The sequence below is a fragment of the Bacteroides cutis genome (assembly GCF_900241005.1).
GTDB classification, from domain to species: Bacteria; Bacteroidota; Bacteroidia; order Bacteroidales; family Bacteroidaceae; genus Bacteroides; species Bacteroides cutis.
This window is the reverse complement of record NZ_OEST01000006.1, coordinates 1-19,373: the sequence shown is the minus strand read 5'-3', so window position 1 is coordinate 19,373 and position 19,373 is coordinate 1. Positions and strand designations below refer to the sequence as shown.

Below are 19,373 nucleotides of genomic sequence, written 5' to 3'. Positions count from 1 at the left end.
TTTTTTATTAACTCAGTTCGCTAATCAACTGCTCGGGAGAGACAAGTTTCTGTTCACCGGTCTCCATGTTCTTCAACGTAACCTTTCCTTCATTCATCTCATTCTCACCCACTAAAGCAACAAACGGAATAGTTTTAGAATTGGCATATCCCATCTGCTTCTTCATTTTACTGGAATCAGGAAAGATTTCAGCGCGGATACCTGCAGCACGTACCTGTGCAAGCACTTTCATGGAGAAAGCAGCTTCTTTATCACCAAAATTGATAAACAAGAGTTGTGTACCGTTTACAGCTTCTTTAGGATACAGGTCAAGTTGATTCAACACATCGAAGATACGATCGGCACCAAAAGAAATACCGACACCGCTAACACCAGCCATACCGAATACGCCAGTCAGATTATCGTAACGACCTCCGCCGGTGATACTTCCAATTTGTACATCGAGCGCTTTTACTTCAAAAATGGCACCGGTGTAGTAGTTCAAGCCACGGGCCAGAGTCAAATCAAGTTCCAATTCATTTTTCAGCCCAAGGTTCTTCAAGGTAGAAAGAATAAATTCACTTTCTTCCACCCCCTTCAAACCTATTTCACTGTTGGCAAGTACCTGCTTTAAAGTAACAAGTTTCTCTTCGTTACTACCACTCAACAGGATGATTGGTTGTAACTTGGCAATGGCCTCATCACTGATACCTTTCTCCTGCAATTCGGCATTGACATTATCTAAGCCAATTTTATCCAGTTTGTCAATGGCTACAGTAATATCTACAATCTTATCTGATTCACCGATAATCTCGGCAATGCCACTCAATATCTTACGATTATTAATCTTGATACAAACACGAATACCGAAACGTGTAAACACGCTATCCACAATTTGCATCAACTCTACTTCGTTCAACAAAGAGTCACTACCCACAACATCGGCATCACACTGATAAAACTCACGGTAACGTCCTTTCTGCGGACGGTCGGCACGCCAAACGGGCTGTATCTGATAACGTTTGAAAGGAAACGTTATTTCATCACGATGCATCACTACATAGCGGGCGAAAGGTACAGTGAGATCATAACGCAAACCTTTCTCACAGAACTTACCAGCAAGTTTAGCAGCATTACGGCTCAACAATTCTTCATCAGTCAGACCGGAGAAATAATCACCGGAATTCTGTATCTTAAACAGTAACTTATCACCTTCATCACCGTATTTCCCCATCAAAGTAGTAAGCATTTCCATTGAAGGTGTCTCTATCTGCTGGAAACCATAAAGATGATATACATCACGAATTATATTAAATATATAGTTACGTTTCGCCATTTCAACAGGCGAAAAGTCACGAGTTCCTTTCGGAATACTAGGTTTTGCTGCCATATTCGGTTCAATTATTTTTTAAATCGGTCGACAAAGTTACGGTAATTTCTTGATTAAGAAAAGAGAATATTTACCTTTGTACAATCACTCTTGTACAAAAACAAGCAAAAGTCAACTTTAAACGATACATTTATGAAAAAAATTAATCTTAATTCTGCTCACTATTACTATGTGGTATCAGTTTTAAATGAGTACAATTTACCCGTAACGATGAATTTGAGAAAAAAGAAAATATCCCAAGCAAGCAAATAATCAAAAACTTCAATGACAAATAGTCCTGGCAGTCACCATATCAGGAATAAGAAAACAGACCATCCATTTGAGTCAAATGGATGGTCTGTTTTTCCTCTCTACACATAGACAAAACTTAGTCTCTGCGTCCCAGAAAAATCATAATATAATAAATCAGGGTTGCCAAAGAGCCCAAAGCAGCTACCACATACGTATAAGCGGCAGAACGAAGCGCATCCTCGGCCTGAGCATGGTTATAAGAATTGGTAATACCCGAATTGTTCAACCATACCAATGCACGCTTACTTGCATTAATTTCCACAGGTAAGGTGATGAAACTGAACAAGGTAGTCATTGCAAACAAGATGATACCAGCAAGCAACAACTGCGGAAAGGTATTCAGCATCAAGATACCCGCCAATAAAATCCACGTCATAATGTTAGAAGCAAATGATACCACCGGCACCAACTTGCTACGCATCGTGAGCGGAGCGTATGCACGTGCATGCTGAACAGCATGTCCACATTCGTGGGCAGCAACCGCAGCAGCCATGATACTATTACTTTCGTATACACCCTCACTTAAATTCACTGTCTTATTGGCTGGATTGTAATGGTCTGTCAGGTGTCCCGGAGTATGTGTTACAGTAACATCATAAATTCCATTGTCATGCAACATCTTCAATGCTACATCACGGCCAGTCATTCCGTTACCTGTAGGAATTTTAGAGTATTTCTTGAATTTATTTTGCAGATTCATCTGCACTAACCAACTGATAACGGCTATACCAATAAAGATAATCCATTGCATTCCTATCATTCCTGTTGTCATAATCTTCTTCTTTTAAATAAATAAATAAATTGTGTCGTTTGTAATAGTATAACAAATTGTTTGCCAAAAATAAAGGGAAACCGTGAGCATTCCCACAGTTTCCCTCATCTTTTAGGAAGAATTAAAAAATTATGAGTAGTTTATTTATTCTCCGGTATAACGTTCAATAGTCTGTTCACGGTCAGGACCTACTGATACTATCTTGATAGGAACACCCAGTTGCTCTTCCAGGAAAGACAAGTAAGCATTGAATTCCTCTGGAAACTCATCTTCACTCTGCATCTTTGTCATATCAGTCTGCCAACCCGGTAATTCTACGTAAACCGGTTCAACACCGTCAGTTATATCGTAGGGAAAGTATTCAATTTCTTTCCCATTTACTTTATAAGCCACACAAGCTTTGATCGTTTCAAAAGAATCAAGTACATCACTCTTCATCATTATCAGTTTGGTAACTCCATCTATCATAACGGCATACTTTAATGCCACCAAGTCAATCCATCCGCAACGGCGCTTACGTCCGGTTACCGAACCGAATTCGTGTCCCAATGTACAAATTTGATCACCTGTCTCGTCAAACAACTCAGTCGGAAAAGGACCTGCACCTACACGTGTACAGTATGCCTTAAAGATACCATATACTTCGCCAATCTTATTAGGAGCTACCCCCAAACCTGTACAAGCGCCTGCACAAATCGTATTGGAAGAAGTCACGAACGGATAAGATCCGAAATCGATATCGAGCATTGTGCCTTGCGCACCCTCGCACAATACAGACTTACCGGAAGCTAACAAACCGTTTATTTCGTGTTCACTGTCCACCAATTGAAACTGCTTCAGGTATTCAATACCTTCAAACCAGGCTTTTTCAAGTTCCGTCAAATCATATTCATAGTTCATACTCTTCAGAATTTGCTCGTGACGTGCCTTGGCAGCCGCATATTTCTTATCAAAGTCATGCAAAATATCTCCCACTCGCACACCGTTACGACTCACCTTGTCAGTATAAGTGGGGCCGATACCCTTACCAGTAGTTCCTACTTTAGCATCTCCCTTAGCGGCTTCATAAGCAGCATCCAAAATACGATGAGTCGGCAATATAAGATGTGCTTTCTTGGAAATATGCAAACGTTCCTTCAAATTGTGACCTGTTGCTTCCAGTGCTTCAGCTTCTCCTTTAAAGAGAGCAGGATCAAGTACCACACCATTACCGATAATATTTACCTTGTCACCTTGGAAAATTCCCGAAGGAATCGAACGAAGTACGTACTTCTGGCCTTCAAACTCCAATGTATGACCAGCATTGGGTCCTCCCTGAAAACGAGCCACAACATCGTATCTTGGAGTTAATACATCAACGACTTTGCCTTTACCCTCGTCGCCCCATTGTAATCCTAATAGAATGTCTACTTTCATTTTTCTTTCTTATGGTTATTATTCTTCATTTTCCTCTTATTGACCCGGTCGCATTTACTACACAATCCATACATATACAATGAATAGTGTGTCAGGTTAAAGCGACTCAACTTAGTATTCCCAATGGCATGTTGCAACTCCTCGTTCTGAAACTCAGTAACCTTACCACACTGCGTACAGATCTGATGATGGTGTGTATCGCGGTTATAACTTTTTTCATATTGAGAGGAATTCCCAAACTGGTGTTTGATGACCAGACGAGCATTGATAAGAAGTATTATAGTATTGTAAAGTGTAGCACGACTCACACGAAAATTTTCCTGATCCGCCATCAGTGAATAGAGCGTGTCAATATCAAAATGACCGTCTATGGAATAAATAGTATCAAGTATGGCATAACGTTCGGGAGTCTTGCGATGCCCGTTCGCATTGAGATACTCAGTGAATATCTGCCTAACTGTATCTTTCACATTCTGACTTTCCATTTAGCGGCACAGTTTTTTACAGCCAACAAAGTTAAACCTTTTTTGTGGAAAGCAAGCAAAAAACAAGAAATAAATGTGGCAATGTGATACTGGCACATTTCTCACAAATTGACTTCTTCCCTCACCATATCATAAAGCAGCAGTTCGGCTTCAGAAGAAGAATTTTTCATTTCCTCTACTCTTCGGCAAACCAGAAAAGCATTTTCTTCACTGTGTTGCATAAAGCGACGAACAGCAACCATAACTGCATTACGTACATGATAGGAACCAGACAAAAAAGCGGTAACTGCCTGGTCAAGAAATTCATTCTCAACACGTTGGTTCATATCTCCTTTCTTCATCAGCAGACGGGCAATAGTGAGAAATCCACATATTTGCACATATTTCCTCTCATCTGCGATCCATTGAAGGGACTTGGCAGGAGCATATGGCAAGTTTTGAAAAAGGTTCATACAGGTTAGTTCCGCAATCTCAACATTATGGATATCTTCCACCCATATATCAGCTATCTCCTGAAAGAAACTATCTATCGGTTGAAGTAATGCTGCCATAATTTTACATTCACGAATATCTTCTTTCCAAAGAGCTTGTGCCAAAGCATGATCTTTCTCAAAACCAGTGGCAATACTCTTGATGCGGGGAAGTTCCACACCGAAATTCAGCTTGTATACTAACCCTTTTTCACGCATACTTTGAGAAACAACTCCGTTCATAGAGAGACGAAGTTGTTTTTTTATTTCTTTGAGTTGTTCTTGTAATTCCATAAATGGGAGTTTAACAAAACCTCGCTTAAACGTGATAAGATGATAGGACATAATTGTAAAGTATTACTCTGACAACAAGATCGCACATATTTAGAAAAGCAATTACACGGCAACATATTCCCTTATCACATTATCACTTTACTACTTTCCAATTATCATTCAATTATTTATCGATGGTAACACAGAATAGTCCTTACTGTAACGCAACATCTGTTCAGTATAACCTTCTTCATAAGTTACTTTGACATCAATAATCTCACCCTTATCATTCTTCACCGCTTCATACTTAGGATTGACAAACCCTTTATAAGGAGCCAGGTTCAGCTTCTTGTAACGTTCCAGAATTTCTGCATGTAACACAGGATCTACCTTCACTGCGTATGTTTCCACTAAATCACGGGCAGCTACAAAATCGCCGGTAGACTTGATACGCTGTATCTCAGCAAGTAATTCACCAAACAAACTACGGAGCTTCCCATAATCATTTACTACCACATACGTCTTTCCATCTCTTTTCACCAATTCCACCACTTTATCGGCAGCACCTTTTTCGAACACCCAACGGGCTATGAGCTGACGATTACGCATGTGAGCTTCTTCCACAGTATTCCCCGGTTCAATGCGTACAAGCTGTGTCATTAAACCGTTCATCAAATACGTATAGTATTCAGCCTTATAAGCATCTACATTCGGAATCAGCCCCAATTCCACCAGTTTTGGATCAGCTACATAGTAAAGTCCAAACAAATCGGCACGTGCCTCTTCAATAGTAGAACCATAAGCTTTCAAAGCATCAGGGTCAACACCCGGAAGCAATTTACCAGAACCGTGTCCTAAACATTCGTGCAAGTCTGTATGCAGTTCACCTGTGAGGTCAGCATACTTATCAATCAGTTGCAATTCAGCATCGCTATACACAAATTCTTCGTTAAAGCCATTCCCATGAGCAGCTTTATTATAGGCATCCGTAATATTTCCGATAGTCACTGATTTAGAGCCGTGCTGGCTACGTATCCAGTTCGCATTAGGCAGGTTGATGCCAATGGCTGTAGCCGGATATAAATCCCCCGCCAAAATAACAGCTGTAATCACTTTAGCGGAAACTCCTTTTACCTTTTCTTTTTTAAACTGTTTTTCAACAGGTGAATTATCTTCAAACCACTGTGCATTGTTGCTGATCAGCTCTGTACGGTGGGTGGCATCCAAATCTTTAAAGTTCACCAAACTCTCCCAACTGGCTTTCATGCCAAGCGGATCACCATAACTCTCGGTAAAACCATTAACAAAATCAACGCGCGAATTCAAATCCTTCACCCAAAGGATAGCGTATTCATCAAACGCTTTTAAATCGCCGGTTTCATAAAACTCGACTAATTTGGTTATAACAGCTTTCTGTTCAGGAGTCTCAGCAACACCTTCCGCCTTCTTCAACCAATATACAATCTTCTCAATAGCCGGACTGTAAAGGCCGCCCACTTTCCATACTTTCTCTTGAATTTTACCGTCTTTCTTCACCAAACGGCTATTCATTCCATAAGAGATTGGCGTCTCTTCCTTCGGGTCTTTCATCGCACCATAAAAAGCTTCAGCTTCTTTCTGAGTGACACCATCATAATAGTTTCCAGCAGAAGTCAAAACCAAATCTTCACCGACTGCCTGATTTACGCGTTTCGGCATCACTTGAGGATCAAAGATTACGGGAAAGATTTCATCACAAAGCTGCTCCACCGTCTGCCCTTCGTCAAGCGGCAATGTAGAGGTATCTACACTTTGTAAAACTTGTTTAAAGAATTCGGGAGAAAATCCCGGCACAAACTTCTCACTACCATAATGATGATGAATGCCATTGGAGAACCATACCCGTTTCAAATACACTTCCATTGCCTTAAAGTCAGGTATATTCTTGTCACCAGTATATCCGATATAAACAGCTTCAAGCATCCGACGAATTCTCAAATTATATTTTCCGTTTTGGTCAAAAAGTATATCACGTCCCTGTAAGGCAGCTTCCGTAAGGTAATAAACCAATTTTTTTTGTTTGAGGGATAAGTCCTCGAAGCCTGGTACGCAATAACGTAAAATCTGTAAGTCTGCAAATTGTTCCACTGTATAATCAAATTTGTCTGCCTCGGCAGAATTTTTCGGTACTCCACCACAAGCTGTCAACAAAGACAAGGCGGCTACCATAAAAATTAGTTGTTTTTTCATGTGTCGGGGAGGATGTAATTAGTATTAAAATGATAAAAGGAAGTACTTCAGAACACATATTCCGAAATATTTCCTTTCATACATTTAACTTCACAACATTATTTCTTCAGAGCATGTCTTTTACGGTATCCGTTAGGAGTTTCTCCTACATATTTGTAAAATGCAGCATAAAAAGATTGACGATTGGCAAAACCAACCATCGTACTGATTTCTTCCACATTTTTGTCAGCATATCTCTTATCTGTCAATAAATGTAAAGCATCTTTCACTCTATATTCATTCAACAGACAAGAATAATTCATACCAAAACGGGAATTTACAACAGCTGACAAATAACGGGTATTGGTCTGTAACTCTTTAGCCAAATCCTTTGCTGAATAATTGGGATCTCTGTACTTCTTCTGCATTACAACAATATTCATGATATTGTCATACAATTCATCTGCCAATTCCGGACGGATCAATGATCGGTAGGCAGCCTTTTTTTCTTTTTTCTCACGCAGGTTATAGGGACGCTTCTTCGAAGCTTCTTCCTGTGCTTTGTTTTCTAAATCACTCATTGAATTAACTGGTTAGGGTTTTTGTTCACAAATGGAATATTTAAAGGATTTTCCTTTAGATTTTACAAAAGTCTGACATTTTTTTTTAATACGCAACTTTTCCCGTACATATTTTCAATATATAAACAACGAAAAAGATTGAAAGAAAGTGGCTTCTATCAATTAATAAGATTATTTAACTTATTACAGTAGAATTATTCTATCAAATCAACACACATCACATCTTGTATCATATACAATAATTAATGTACCTTTGCCGAGAGAAATATACTATTATCAATTATGTTACAAACCCTCAAGACTTATTTCGGTTACGACAATTTCCGCCCGCTCCAGGAAGATATCATCTGCCATCTTCTAAACCGTAAAGACGCACTTGTCCTAATGCCTACAGGCGGTGGAAAATCCATCTGTTACCAGTTGCCTGCCATGTTATGTGAGGGTACTGCAGTAGTGGTTTCTCCACTAATTTCTCTGATGAAAGACCAAGTTGAAACACTTTGTGCCAACGGCATTGTTGCCGGTGCACTAAACAGCACCAATGATGAAACAGAAAACGCCGCTCTACGTCGTGCGTGTATGGAAGGTAAGCTGAAGTTACTATATATTTCTCCCGAGAAATTGATAGCCGAAGCAAACCATTTACTGAGGGATATGCAGATATCACTGTTTGCCGTTGATGAAGCACACTGTATCTCACAATGGGGGCACGATTTCCGTCCAGAATATACACAACTCGGAATACTACATGATCAGTTTCCTCATGTTCCTATCATCGCACTGACAGCAACAGCAGATAAAATAACCCGCGAAGACATAATTAAACAACTTCACCTAAACCACCCCCGTATATTTATATCCTCTTTTGATCGTCCAAATCTCAGTCTCACTGTAAAACGAGGGTATCAACAGAAAGAAAAAACTAAGATAATTATTGACTTTATAGCCAGACATCCCGGAACAAACGGCATAATTTATTGTATGAGCCGTAGCAATACGGAAAAAATTGCACAAATATTACAAAAACAAGGTATCCGTACTACCATCTACCACGCCGGCCTGTCACCAACCAAACGGGATGAAGCTCAGAATGATTTTATCAATGACCGTGTACAAGTAATATGTGCCACCATCGCCTTCGGTATGGGAATAGATAAAAGTAATGTCCGATGGATAATTCATTACAATTTACCCAAAAGTATTGAAAGTTTCTATCAAGAGATAGGCCGTGCCGGACGTGACGGACTTCCCAGTGACACTCTCCTATTTTACTCATTGGCAGACCTGATTTTGCTGACAAAGTTTGCTACTGAAAGTGGTCGGAAAAGTATCAATTTAGAAAAATTGCAACGCATGCAGCAATATGCAGAATCGGATATCTGCCGTCGCCGAATTTTATTGAGCTATTTCGGAGAGACAGTCGACCATGACTGCGGTAACTGTGATATATGCAAAAATCCTCCCAAACGCTTTGACGGAACTATCATCGTACAGAAAGCTTTAAGTGCCATTGCGCGTACAGAGCAACAAATAAGTACTGGTGTTCTGGTAGATATACTAAGAGGGAATATGACTCCTGATGTCATAGGAAAAGGATATCATAATCTAAAAACCTTTGCAGCCGGACGTGAAATTCCTGCTCGTGACTGGCATGATTATCTGTTACAAATGTTACAAATAGGATACTTCGAAATAGCTTATAATGAGAATAACCATTTAAAAATCACACCAATTGGAAACGATGTACTATTTGGAAGGACAAGTGCAGAACTTGTTGTCATCCGCCGGGAGAAAGTGATTGAAACTCCACGAGGACATAAACGAAAAACAACGATTTCCTCTAAAGAACTGCCTTTTAACTTGTCGAATACAGAAAACGAAGATTTGTTGGAAGCGTTGCGTGCACTCCGTAAAAGATTGGCTGACCAAGAAGCGTTGCCTGCCTATATCGTCTTGTCTGATAAAGTATTACATTTGCTCAGCACTTCCCGTCCAACCACTATCGAAGAATTTGGAAATATCAGTGGAATTGGAGAATATAAGAAAAAGAAATATGGAAAGGATTTTATCAATCTGATACAGAAATTCGTATGATATCCGTTAAAAATCAAGTGAAAGGAAGAAGATTTATAACATTCGTACATTCCGGACAAAACCGATTGCATTGGTTTATACTCATAGACAGAAATGTCAACAAAAAGAGTAAATACAATATCTGTAATAAAGCATATTCCTATTTACATTTCAAAAGTAACGTCCGTAATTCTGCATGAGGCACCCCCAGTGATATGGCCTTTTCAAAGTCACGCTTGGCTAGCTCTTTTTTCTTCAAGGAAAGATAAATCTCCCCTCTTATCAAATAGGCTTCAGCTTGCGATGCATCCAAACGAATAGCTTCTTCCAAGTCCATCAACGCCAAATCGGCATGGTTCAAATCCTTCTCTACTCCGGCACGGGCAATATATAATATTGCACTTTGAGAGTTTGTATCTTGTGACGTATCCGTTTTTCCGGCAATCATGCCGTCCAGAATAGTAAGTGCGGCTTCATATTTACCTTCCTTCTGTTCCAGAGTAGCCAACCCTAAACGACCATTATAACTTCCAGGATTTAGTTTCAAGAGACGTACGTAATCTGCACGCGCCATTTCATAATCACGCTGCCGCATATAGATGTAAGCACGCATCAACAAGGCTTCTTCATTATCCTTCTCTATATCCAGCGCCAACGAATAGTCCACACGAGCTAAATCATTCTTACCCAGCTCCATATATATTGCCGCACGGTTCAGCAGGATGGGTACAGTACGTGGAGCAATATTCAAGGCTAAAGAATAGGACTCCAGCGCCTGTTCATATTTTCGCTGTTGACGCTGTATTGTTCCAAGATTGGAGAAGAGTAAAGCATTATGAGGATTAGCGGGATCTAATTTCAGAGCTTCACGGATATAGGTTTCCGCCTGTGTCAAACTGTCCTGGTCCGTACAGGTTATAGCACGTTCACAAAGCTCCCCGTATGTCTGCGAATACGCAGAAGCCACCATTATTCCTGCTAACAGGAAAGAAAAAATAAATTTCTTCATAGGCATGTTTATCAATCCAAAGGATAGGTATCAAAAGCAAATAACTCGGTTGAAAGATATCTTTCTCCCGTATCGGGCAACAAGGCAACAATCATTTTGTTTGCAAACTCTGAACGATCTGCCAACAGTCTTGCCGCATAAACCGCTGCACCGGAAGATATTCCCGCAAGAAGTCCTTCGGTTAACGAAAGTTCGCGTCCAGTGCGAATGGCTTCATCATCAGGTACGGGAATAACCTCATCCACCAACGAAGCATCGTAAATGGCGGGAACAAAATTCGCTCCGATACCCTGAATACGATGCGCCGCCGCCTCTCCTCCTTCAAGAACAGGCGATGCTGCAGGTTCTACTGCTACAATATAAATATCAGGATTGTGCTTCTTCAATGCTGCTGCAACTCCACATATCGTACCACCCGTACCTACCCCGGCTACAAATACATCTACCTTTCCATCGGTATCTTCCCAGATTTCCTCACCAGTGGTAAGTGCATGGATACGTGCATTAGAAGGGTTCTCAAATTGTTGCAAAATGACGGAACCGGGTATTTCATCCCTTAGTTCCTTCGCTTTGGATATAGAACCGGCCATGCCAGCAAGGCCATCTGTCAACACTATTTCCGCCCCCAAAGCTTTCAACAGGTTACGCCGCTCGACACTCATCGTTTCGGGCATAGTCAATATAAGATGATATCCCTTGATAGTAGCCACCATTGCAAGTCCCACACCTGTATTTCCGCTGGTCGGTTCTATAATCGTGGCACCGGGTTTCAAGACTCCACGCATTTCAGCGTCTTCAATCATGGCAAGTGCCACACGGTCTTTTACACTGCCCGCCGGATTGAAAGCTTCCAACTTGGCTATCACGTTTGTTGTCAGTCCGTACTTACGGCCGTATCCGGCCAATTCCATCAACGGTGTATGCCCGATGAGTTCCGTCAGATTATTTGCTATTTTTGCCATAATTATCCTTTTTATAAAAGAGACCACATCAAGATTTCTTGATGCAGTCTCGCAAAGTTAGGAAAAATCTGAGTGTTCCTTTATTTCCTTAATAAAGATTAGCGCTTTATATAATCCACAATCCACATACCAACTTCTTTGGTACCGTACTTAATGCCACCTTCCACCTGAATTTCCGGTGTACGCACATTAGCATCAAGTGAAGCATCCACTGCCTTACGTATAAGGGCGCCTTCTTCTTTCAGGTCAAAATACTCAAACAACATGGCCACGGAAAGTATTTGTGCCAACGGGTTCGCTATGTTCAATCCCTTGGCTTGAGGCCATGAACCATGAATAGGTTCAAATACTGGAGTACTCTCACCGGTGGAAGCTGACGGAAGCAATCCCATAGAGCCACTGATACAAGAACCCTCATCAGTCAAAATATCTCCGAACGTGTTTTCCGTAACCATCACATCGAAGAATTTCGGTTCCTGAATCATCTTCATGGCGGCATTATCCACAAACATATAATCGGTAGTTACTTCTGGATAGTCGGGAGCCATTTCTTGAGCTATCTGTCTCCAAAGTCGGGAAGATGCAAGCACATTGGCTTTGTCTACCACAGTCAGATGTTTATTACGTTTCATGGCATATTCAAAACCGACTTTCAGGATACGTTCAATCTCGGGGCGGGTGTACATATTGGTATCGTAAGCCTTATCATTGTCCTGATATTTTTCACCAAAATACATACCACCGGTAAGTTCGCGGATACAGAGAAAATCAGCACCGTCTACCAAGTCCGCACGAAGCGGCGATTTATGAAGCAAACATTTAAAAGTTTGTACCGGACGGATATTTGCAAACAAACCCAGTTTCTTGCGCATAGCCAGCAAACCCTGTTCCGGACGCACTGTAGCAGTAGGGTTATTATCAAATTTCGGATCGCCTACGGCAGAGAAGAGTACGGCATCTGCATCCTTACAAACCTGATAGGTTGTTTCGGGAAATGGATCACCCACCTTATCAATAGCATCTGCGCCACAGATAGCGTACTCATAGTTCACTTTGTGTCCGAACTTCTCACAAACAGCCGTCATCACATCTACACCTACGGCTGAAATCTCAGGGCCGATACCATCACCAGCCAATACTGCAATTTTAAAATCCATAATGGTTTATTCCTTTTTTAATTCATTTTCTATTTTATCTTTCATTGCTTTATTCTTACGGCGAATACGGTCACCAAACACAAAACCGGCAGTAAGCATAAGCGTCCATATCACATCTAAAAGATTGACAAGCTGTGCATCGCTACCATACCAGTGTAAAAAAACACGAAACATAAATATTACACAAGCAAAAAACAGATAGCTTGCATTAGGTTTCCTTACAAAATAATCTTTCACTGTTTTATAAGTCATGATTAATATTTCATTTACCGTATTCCCCCTCAATTATATTCAGCATCTTCACCGTCGCCTTGATGGCAGCTTCCGTCTGATCGGCATCCAATCCACGTGTACGAAACACCTTGTCCTCAAAACTCCAGGTGATGACCGTTTGCACAAAAGCATCAGTACGTCCGCCGGGAGGGATGGAGACTGCATAGTTCGTCAACATCGGAAACTTACGCCCCAAAGTTATTTTATATATCTTACGTAGCGCACGAACAAAAGCGTCATATTGACCGTCTCCACTAGAACTTTCCTCATATTCTTTACCGTTGATTTCAATTTTTAGCGTTGCCATAGGCTTCAGCCCGTATGCCAAGTTCACAATATAACTTTTCAGTTTTACCCGCTCATCCATCACACCATGTTTCAAAACATCAGAAACAATATAGGGTAAGTCTTCTTGTGTCACCAATTCTTTCTTATCGCCCAATTCGATGATACGCTCGGTAACCTTACGCATAGCATCCTCATCAAGCTGTAACCCCAAATCTTCCAGATTTTTACGGATATTTGCCTTGCCACTGTTTTTACCCAAAGCATATTCCCGCTTACGTCCGAAACGTTCGGGGAGCAGGTCATTACAGTAAAGATTGCTCTTGTTATCACCATCAGCATGTACGCCTGCCACCTGCGTAAACACATTCTCACCCACAATCGGTTTATTGGCAGGAATAACGATGCCCGAATAAGATTCTACCACACGGCTCACATCGTTCAGGCGGTTTTCATCGATATTAGTGATCGCGTTGAAATGATCTTTGAGAATAGCCTGTACACTGGCAAGTGGGGCATTCCCGGCACGTTCGCCCAAACCGTTGATAGTGGTATGCAAACCTTTACAACCGCTCAACACAGCAGCAAGCACATTACTCACAGCAAGGTCATAATCATTGTGTGCATGGAAATCAAAATGCGCTTGCGGATAACGTTTCACCATCTTCCGCATGAACCCGATGACTTGCAAAGGGTTCAGAATACCCAACGTATCGGGTAACATATAACGTTTGATATTAGTCTGAACCAGCGCATCCATCAACAGAAAGACATATTCCGGCGAGTCTTTCATACCGTTACTCCAGTCTTCAAGATAGATATTTACTTCCATGTCTTGTTCGTTGGCATAGTCCACCACCGCCAAGATGTCTTTAATATGTTCCTCGGGAGTCTTTTTCAACTGACAGTTGCAATGCTTCAATGAACCTTTGCACAACAGGTTGATGACACGGCATCCGGTAGCATGTATCCAGTCTACCGAAGTGCGTCCGTCCACAAAACCGAGTACTTCTACCTTCGGCAGCATATTGCGGCGTGCAGCCCAGTCACATATCATCCTGACCGCATCAAACTCACCTTCGGATACCCGTGCAGAAGCTACTTCCACCCGATCTACTTTCAACTCTTCCAGTAACAGACGGGCAATCATCAGCTTCTCATGAGGTACAAAAGATACTCCGCTGGTTTGTTCACCATCGCGAAGCGTGGTATCCATGATTTCTATCTTCGGATGGTTATGCTTCATTTTTCTTCTCCCAAGTTTCTATCTTATCTTTGTTTTCCAGTAGAAAATCAATATCGTCCAATCCATTCATCAGACAATGTTTCTTATAGGCATTGATTTCAAAATATTCTTTCTTGCCTGTAGCCTTATTAGTAATGGTTTGTTCAGGCAAATTCACTTCTACCTCTGTTTTAGGGTCGGCAGCAATAGAATCAAACAGTTCTTTCAGGAACAGCTCACTTACTACGACGGGAAGAACAAAATTGTTCAGTTCATTATTTTTATGAATATCAGCGAAAAAACTGGATACTACTACACGAAAGCCATATCCGGCTATCGCCCATGCAGCATGTTCACGACTGGACCCCGAACCGAAGTTCTTTCCAGCTACAAGAATTTGCCCGTTATAAGCAGGATTATTCAATACGAATTTTTTATTTAATGAACCATCCGGATTATAACGCCAGTCACGGAACAGGTTATCACCGAAGAATTTTTCTTCGCGGGTAGTTGCTTTCAAAAAACGTGCAGGAATTATCTGGTCAGTATCCACATTCTCCAAAGGAAGAGGGACACAAGTACTGGTGATAATATCAAATTTCTGTTTCATTGTTTTTATCATTAAATTGTTTTGTAAATGGGATTTTGAGTGTGCAATCCCCCAATCATCATTCAATCAATTCCCTTGGATCCGTAATTACTCCCGTCACAGCAGCCGCAGCAGCCACCAGCGGGCTGGCCAGCAACGTGCGTGAGCCAGGCCCTTGACGTCCTTCAAAGTTACGATTACTGGTAGACACCGCATATTTACCGCTGGGCACTTTATCATCGTTCATAGCCAGACAAGCCGAACAACCCGGTTGGCGGATAGCAAAGCCCGCATCTTCCAGTATCTTATCCAGACCTTCTTCACGGATTTGCGCATCCACCATCCATGAACCCGGAACCAGCCATGCCACTACTCCTTCTGCTTTCTTACGACCTTTTACAACAGAAGCAAAAGCACGGAAGTCTTCAATACGACCATTTGTACAGGCTCCCAGAAACACATAGTCAATCTTCTTGCCCAATAACGATTCACCCGGTTGGAAACCCATATAATTCATAGATTTCATAAAAGAGGCTTTTGCAGCTTCTCCCATAGCCTCAGTAGTGGGAATATGTTGAGTGACTCCCATACCCATGCCCGGATTGGTACCGTATGTAATCATCGGCTCAATATCTGCGGCATCAAAGCGAACTTCTTTATCAAACACCGCATCGTCGTTGCTCTTCAATGTTTTCCAATAAGCCAATGCTTTGTCCCATGCTTCACCGGCCGGAGCATATTCACGTCCTTTTATATAAGCAAAAGTCTTTTCATCGGGAGCAACCATACCGCCACGGGCGCCCATTTCTATACTCAGATTGCACAGCGTCAGACGTCCCTCCATTGTCAGGTCACGGACTGCTTCTCCGGCATACTCCACAAAATATCCCGTAGCACCACTTGTTGTCATTTTAGACATCATATACAGTGCCATATCTTTCGCCGTCACTCCTTTCCCCAACTTACCGTCAACGGTAATGCGCATCGTCATCGGACGTGTCTGAAGAATACATTGTGAAGCCATTACCATCTCCACCTCGCTCGTGCCGATACCGAAAGCCACCGCTCCCATCGCACCGTGAGTAGAAGTATGCGAATCACCGCACACAATTGTCATACCCGGCAAAGTCAAAGCACGTTCCGGACCCACCACATGGATAATTCCATTTCTCTTATCCATCATACCGAAATGCTCCAAACCGAAGTCCTCGGCATTCTTAGCCAAAGTATCGACTTGTGTTTTCGAGATAGGGTCTTCAATGGGTTTATCCTGGTCGTGTGTCGGCGTATTATGGTCGGGCATACAGAATATCTTTTCCGGACGGAAACATTTGATTCCGCGTGTACGCAATCCGGCAAAAGCCTGCGGGCTCGTTACCTCATGACAATAAAGACGGTCTATGTAAAGTTGCGTGGGACCATCTTTCACTTTTTGTACCACGTGTGCATCCCAGATTTTATCAAATAATGTATTCATCAGAACGATTATTAGTTAATTATTAATTATGAAATATATAAGGCATAAATTAAGATTACCACTCTATCACTTATCACCTTATCACTCCCTCTTTGCCTCACATCTTAAATTTGTTGATACAGTCGATATAAGCTTCTACCGATGCAGCAATAATATCGGTATTGGCGCCAAAACCATAGTAGATACGATTATCATATTCTACCTGCATGTGTACCTTACCCATATCATCACTACCCTTGCTGATAGCCTGTATAGTGAATTCCTTCAGTGTCATGTGACGGTCGATGATTTTCTTCAGGGCTTTAATAGCCGCATCTACGGGACCGTTTCCACTGGCAGCGGCTTCAAACTTCTCACCGGAGATATTCAGTCCTATACTGGCTACGGAACGTACACCCACACCACTGGTTACCTGCAAATATTCCAATTTGATACGGTGATCCTGGGTACGGTCGGCACCTGCCAAGACCAGGATATCATCGTCATTGATATCTTTCTTTTTATCGGCAAGTTTCAAAAAATCTTCATATACTTTATCTAATTTATCCTGCTCCAAATTTACACCGAGTATCTGTAAACGGTTCTTCAGTGCAGCACGTCCACTACGTGCTGTCAATACAATCGAATTATCATCAATACCCACATCATGAGGATCAATAATTTCATAAGTCTGTACATTCTTCAATACACCATCCTGATGAATGCCCGACGAATGCGCAAAAGCATTACGGCCTACAATAGCCTTATTGGGCTGCACCGGCATATTCATCAAACTGGATACCATACGGCTGGTCGGATAAATCTTCTGTGTATTGATATTAGTCTCAATATCAATATCTTTATGGCATTTGATAATCATGGCAATCTCTTCAAGAGAAGTATTACCGGCACGTTCACCGATACCGTTGACAGTAACTTCCACCTGACGGGCACCATTCAACACACCTGCCATGGTGTTGGCAGTAGCCATACCCAAGTCATTGTGGCAGTGAGTGGAAATCACGGCATTGTGAATACCGTTCACATTCTCCATCAAATACTTGATTTTAGCCCCATACTCTGCCGGCAAACAATATCCTGTCGTATCAGGGATATTCACTACCGTAGCTCCGGCTTTGATAACCGCCTCAATCACACGTGCCAAATATTCATTATCCGTACGTCCTGCGTCTTCGGCATAGAATTCCACGTCATCCACAAATCTGCGGGCGTATTTCACGGCAGCAACGGCACGCTCTATAATCTCTTCACGATTGGAATTGAATTTATACTTAATGTGCGAATCAGAAGTCCCGATACCGGTATGAATACGCTTATGCTTGGCAAATTGCAAAGCCTCTGCCGCCACATCAATATCTTTCTGCACGGCACGTGTCAAGGCACATATCGTAGGCCATGTCACTGCTTTAGAGATTTCAATTACCGAATTGAAATCTCCCGGACTTGAAATCGGAAATCCTGCTTCTATCACATCCACTCCCAGAGCTTCCAATTGTTTGGCTACCTGAATTTTTTCTACTGTATTCAACTGGCATCCCGGAACCTGTTCGCCATCACGAAGCGTTGTGTCGAAAATAAATAACTTGTCACTCATTGCATCTTATATTTATGATTTATATTTCATTAAAAAAGCCTTTCACACCAGGAAGTGAGAAAGGCTTTCGTATATCGTTTCATATCACATATATTTACGCACAGCACTCACTTCCACTAAACTTTGCCAGTAGAATAATAATACCACACAGTAGAATATATGTAAAATTCCGAATCATCTTATCTTTTTATTTTTAACGATACAAAGGTAGATATTATTTTGTAGTGCACAAACAAATTCGTTACTTTTTTTGCTAAATAAATATCATTTTATAAGCTAACATTCATTTATCACTCTAATATATCACAAAAATAGGCGTACCTTTCAGTACACCTATCCTCTATGTCTCAGTACAATAAAAGTCCTGAATTACTTCTTGTCACAAGCTGCTTTTTCGCAAGGTTTGTCACACTTAGCGCCATCACAAGCAGCCTTCGGGCAAGCAGCAGAGTCAGCAGCTTGGCAACAAGTCTTGGCAGAATCACATACTTGTTCTGTTTTTGCTGTACAACATGAATCAGCAGTTGCATCGGTAGCTTCAGCAGCTTTTTTGTTACCACAGGATGTTACTGCGAAAGAAAATGCCACCGCTACAGCAGCCAATAAAACTTTAGTTTTCATACTTCAATTTGCTTTAAACGTTGATAAAAAAATTAGTTCGGGAACAAAGATAGTAAATTATCGCTTATAAACACAAAAAGCCCCCACATCTTTCGACATGGAGGCTTTCCTCTAAGACGGCGACTACCTACTCTCCCACTGTTACGCAGTACCATCGGCGTGACCGGGCTTAACTTCTCTGTTCGGAATGGGAAGAGGTGGAACCCCGGTGCTATAGTCACCTGAATAAGGCAGACATGATGT

17 protein-coding genes and 1 rRNA gene are annotated in these 19,373 nt (G+C 41.5%); 1 reads left to right on the top strand and 17 read right to left on the bottom strand.

Annotation, left to right across the window (positions count from 1 at the left end; all coding sequences use genetic code 11):
- Positions 1 to 7 precede the first annotated feature (7 nt).
- The 7 genes from hisS to C1A09_RS12940 form a co-directional block, all read right to left on the bottom strand.
- Entirely contained in the window at positions 8 to 1,369 is a 1,362-nt protein-coding gene (gene hisS, locus C1A09_RS12970; protein WP_101544882.1) for a histidine--tRNA ligase, read from the bottom strand.
- Between the two features lie 367 nt (positions 1,370 to 1,736).
- Positions 1,737 to 2,432: a zinc metallopeptidase gene (locus C1A09_RS12965; protein ID WP_101544879.1), complete on the bottom strand. Its 696-nt coding sequence runs from the start codon at positions 2,430 to 2,432 to the stop codon at positions 1,737 to 1,739.
- Positions 2,433 to 2,576: 144 nt separating this feature from the next.
- Entirely contained in the window at positions 2,577 to 3,848 is a 1,272-nt protein-coding gene (locus C1A09_RS12960; RefSeq protein ID WP_101544875.1) for an adenylosuccinate synthase, read from the bottom strand.
- Positions 3,845 to 4,333: a Fur family transcriptional regulator gene (locus C1A09_RS12955; RefSeq protein ID WP_101544873.1), complete on the bottom strand. Its 489-nt coding sequence runs from the start codon at positions 4,331 to 4,333 to the stop codon at positions 3,845 to 3,847. Before C1A09_RS12955 ends, C1A09_RS12960 begins: the two co-directional genes overlap by 4 nt.
- 101 nt (positions 4,334 to 4,434) lie before the next feature.
- Positions 4,435 to 5,097: a DNA alkylation repair protein gene (locus C1A09_RS12950; RefSeq protein WP_101544871.1), complete on the bottom strand. Its 663-nt coding sequence runs from the start codon at positions 5,095 to 5,097 to the stop codon at positions 4,435 to 4,437.
- 159 nt (positions 5,098 to 5,256) lie between these two features.
- Positions 5,257 to 7,305 (bottom strand): dipeptidyl-peptidase 3 family protein, encoded by a 2,049-nt coding sequence (locus C1A09_RS12945; RefSeq protein ID WP_101544869.1) that lies wholly within the window; start codon positions 7,303 to 7,305, stop codon positions 5,257 to 5,259.
- Between the two features lie 98 nt (positions 7,306 to 7,403).
- The gene (locus C1A09_RS12940; protein ID WP_101544867.1) at positions 7,404 to 7,865 is read right to left on the bottom strand and encodes a helix-turn-helix domain-containing protein; all 462 of its coding nucleotides are present in this window, start codon (positions 7,863 to 7,865) and stop codon (positions 7,404 to 7,406) included.
- A 282-nt stretch (positions 7,866 to 8,147) separates the two neighbouring features.
- Here C1A09_RS12940 and recQ point away from each other — a divergent pair, with 282 nt between their 5' ends.
- The gene (gene recQ, locus C1A09_RS12935) at positions 8,148 to 9,959 is read left to right on the top strand and encodes a DNA helicase RecQ (protein ID WP_101544864.1); all 1,812 of its coding nucleotides are present in this window, start codon (positions 8,148 to 8,150) and stop codon (positions 9,957 to 9,959) included.
- A 139-nt stretch (positions 9,960 to 10,098) separates the two neighbouring features.
- Here the strand turns inward: recQ and C1A09_RS12930 are convergent, their stop codons facing one another.
- The 10 genes from C1A09_RS12930 to rrf all read right to left on the bottom strand — a co-directional run bounded on the left by C1A09_RS12930 (position 10,099) and on the right by rrf (position 19,355).
- Positions 10,099 to 10,947, bottom strand: a complete 849-nt coding sequence (locus C1A09_RS12930; protein WP_101545119.1) for a tetratricopeptide repeat protein — start codon at positions 10,945 to 10,947, stop codon at positions 10,099 to 10,101.
- Between the two features lie 11 nt (positions 10,948 to 10,958).
- On the bottom strand, positions 10,959 to 11,909 hold the full coding sequence (cysK, locus tag C1A09_RS12925; protein WP_101544862.1) for a cysteine synthase A: 951 nt from the start codon (positions 11,907 to 11,909) through the stop codon (positions 10,959 to 10,961).
- A gap of 98 nt (positions 11,910 to 12,007) precedes the next feature.
- A complete protein-coding gene (gene leuB / locus C1A09_RS12920) occupies positions 12,008 to 13,066 on the bottom strand; it encodes a 3-isopropylmalate dehydrogenase (RefSeq protein WP_101544857.1) in 1,059 nt (352 codons plus the stop codon).
- Positions 13,067 to 13,072: 6 nt separating this feature from the next.
- The gene (locus C1A09_RS12915; RefSeq protein ID WP_101544854.1) at positions 13,073 to 13,318 is read right to left on the bottom strand and encodes a hypothetical protein; all 246 of its coding nucleotides are present in this window, start codon (positions 13,316 to 13,318) and stop codon (positions 13,073 to 13,075) included.
- Positions 13,319 to 13,328: 10 nt separating this feature from the next.
- Entirely contained in the window at positions 13,329 to 14,870 is a 1,542-nt protein-coding gene (locus C1A09_RS12910) for a hydroxymethylglutaryl-CoA lyase-like TIM-barrel protein (protein ID WP_101544852.1), read from the bottom strand.
- Positions 14,860 to 15,459, bottom strand: a complete 600-nt coding sequence (gene leuD, locus C1A09_RS12905) for a 3-isopropylmalate dehydratase small subunit (protein WP_101544849.1) — start codon at positions 15,457 to 15,459, stop codon at positions 14,860 to 14,862. The genes C1A09_RS12910 and leuD overlap by 11 nt, the downstream gene beginning before the upstream one ends.
- Positions 15,460 to 15,517: 58 nt before the next feature.
- On the bottom strand, positions 15,518 to 16,915 hold the full coding sequence (leuC, locus tag C1A09_RS12900; RefSeq protein ID WP_101544846.1) for a 3-isopropylmalate dehydratase large subunit: 1,398 nt from the start codon (positions 16,913 to 16,915) through the stop codon (positions 15,518 to 15,520).
- A 97-nt stretch (positions 16,916 to 17,012) separates the two neighbouring features.
- Entirely contained in the window at positions 17,013 to 18,509 is a 1,497-nt protein-coding gene (locus C1A09_RS12895) for a 2-isopropylmalate synthase (protein ID WP_101544844.1), read from the bottom strand.
- A 369-nt stretch (positions 18,510 to 18,878) separates the two neighbouring features.
- Positions 18,879 to 19,130 carry a hypothetical protein gene (locus tag C1A09_RS12890; RefSeq protein ID WP_101544841.1) on the bottom strand — a complete coding sequence of 84 codons (252 nt, stop codon included), beginning with the start codon at positions 19,128 to 19,130 and terminating at the stop codon, positions 18,879 to 18,881.
- Between the two features lie 114 nt (positions 19,131 to 19,244).
- A 5S ribosomal RNA gene (gene rrf, locus C1A09_RS12885) occupies positions 19,245 to 19,355 on the bottom strand.
- Between the last annotated feature and the right edge of the window lie 18 nt (positions 19,356 to 19,373).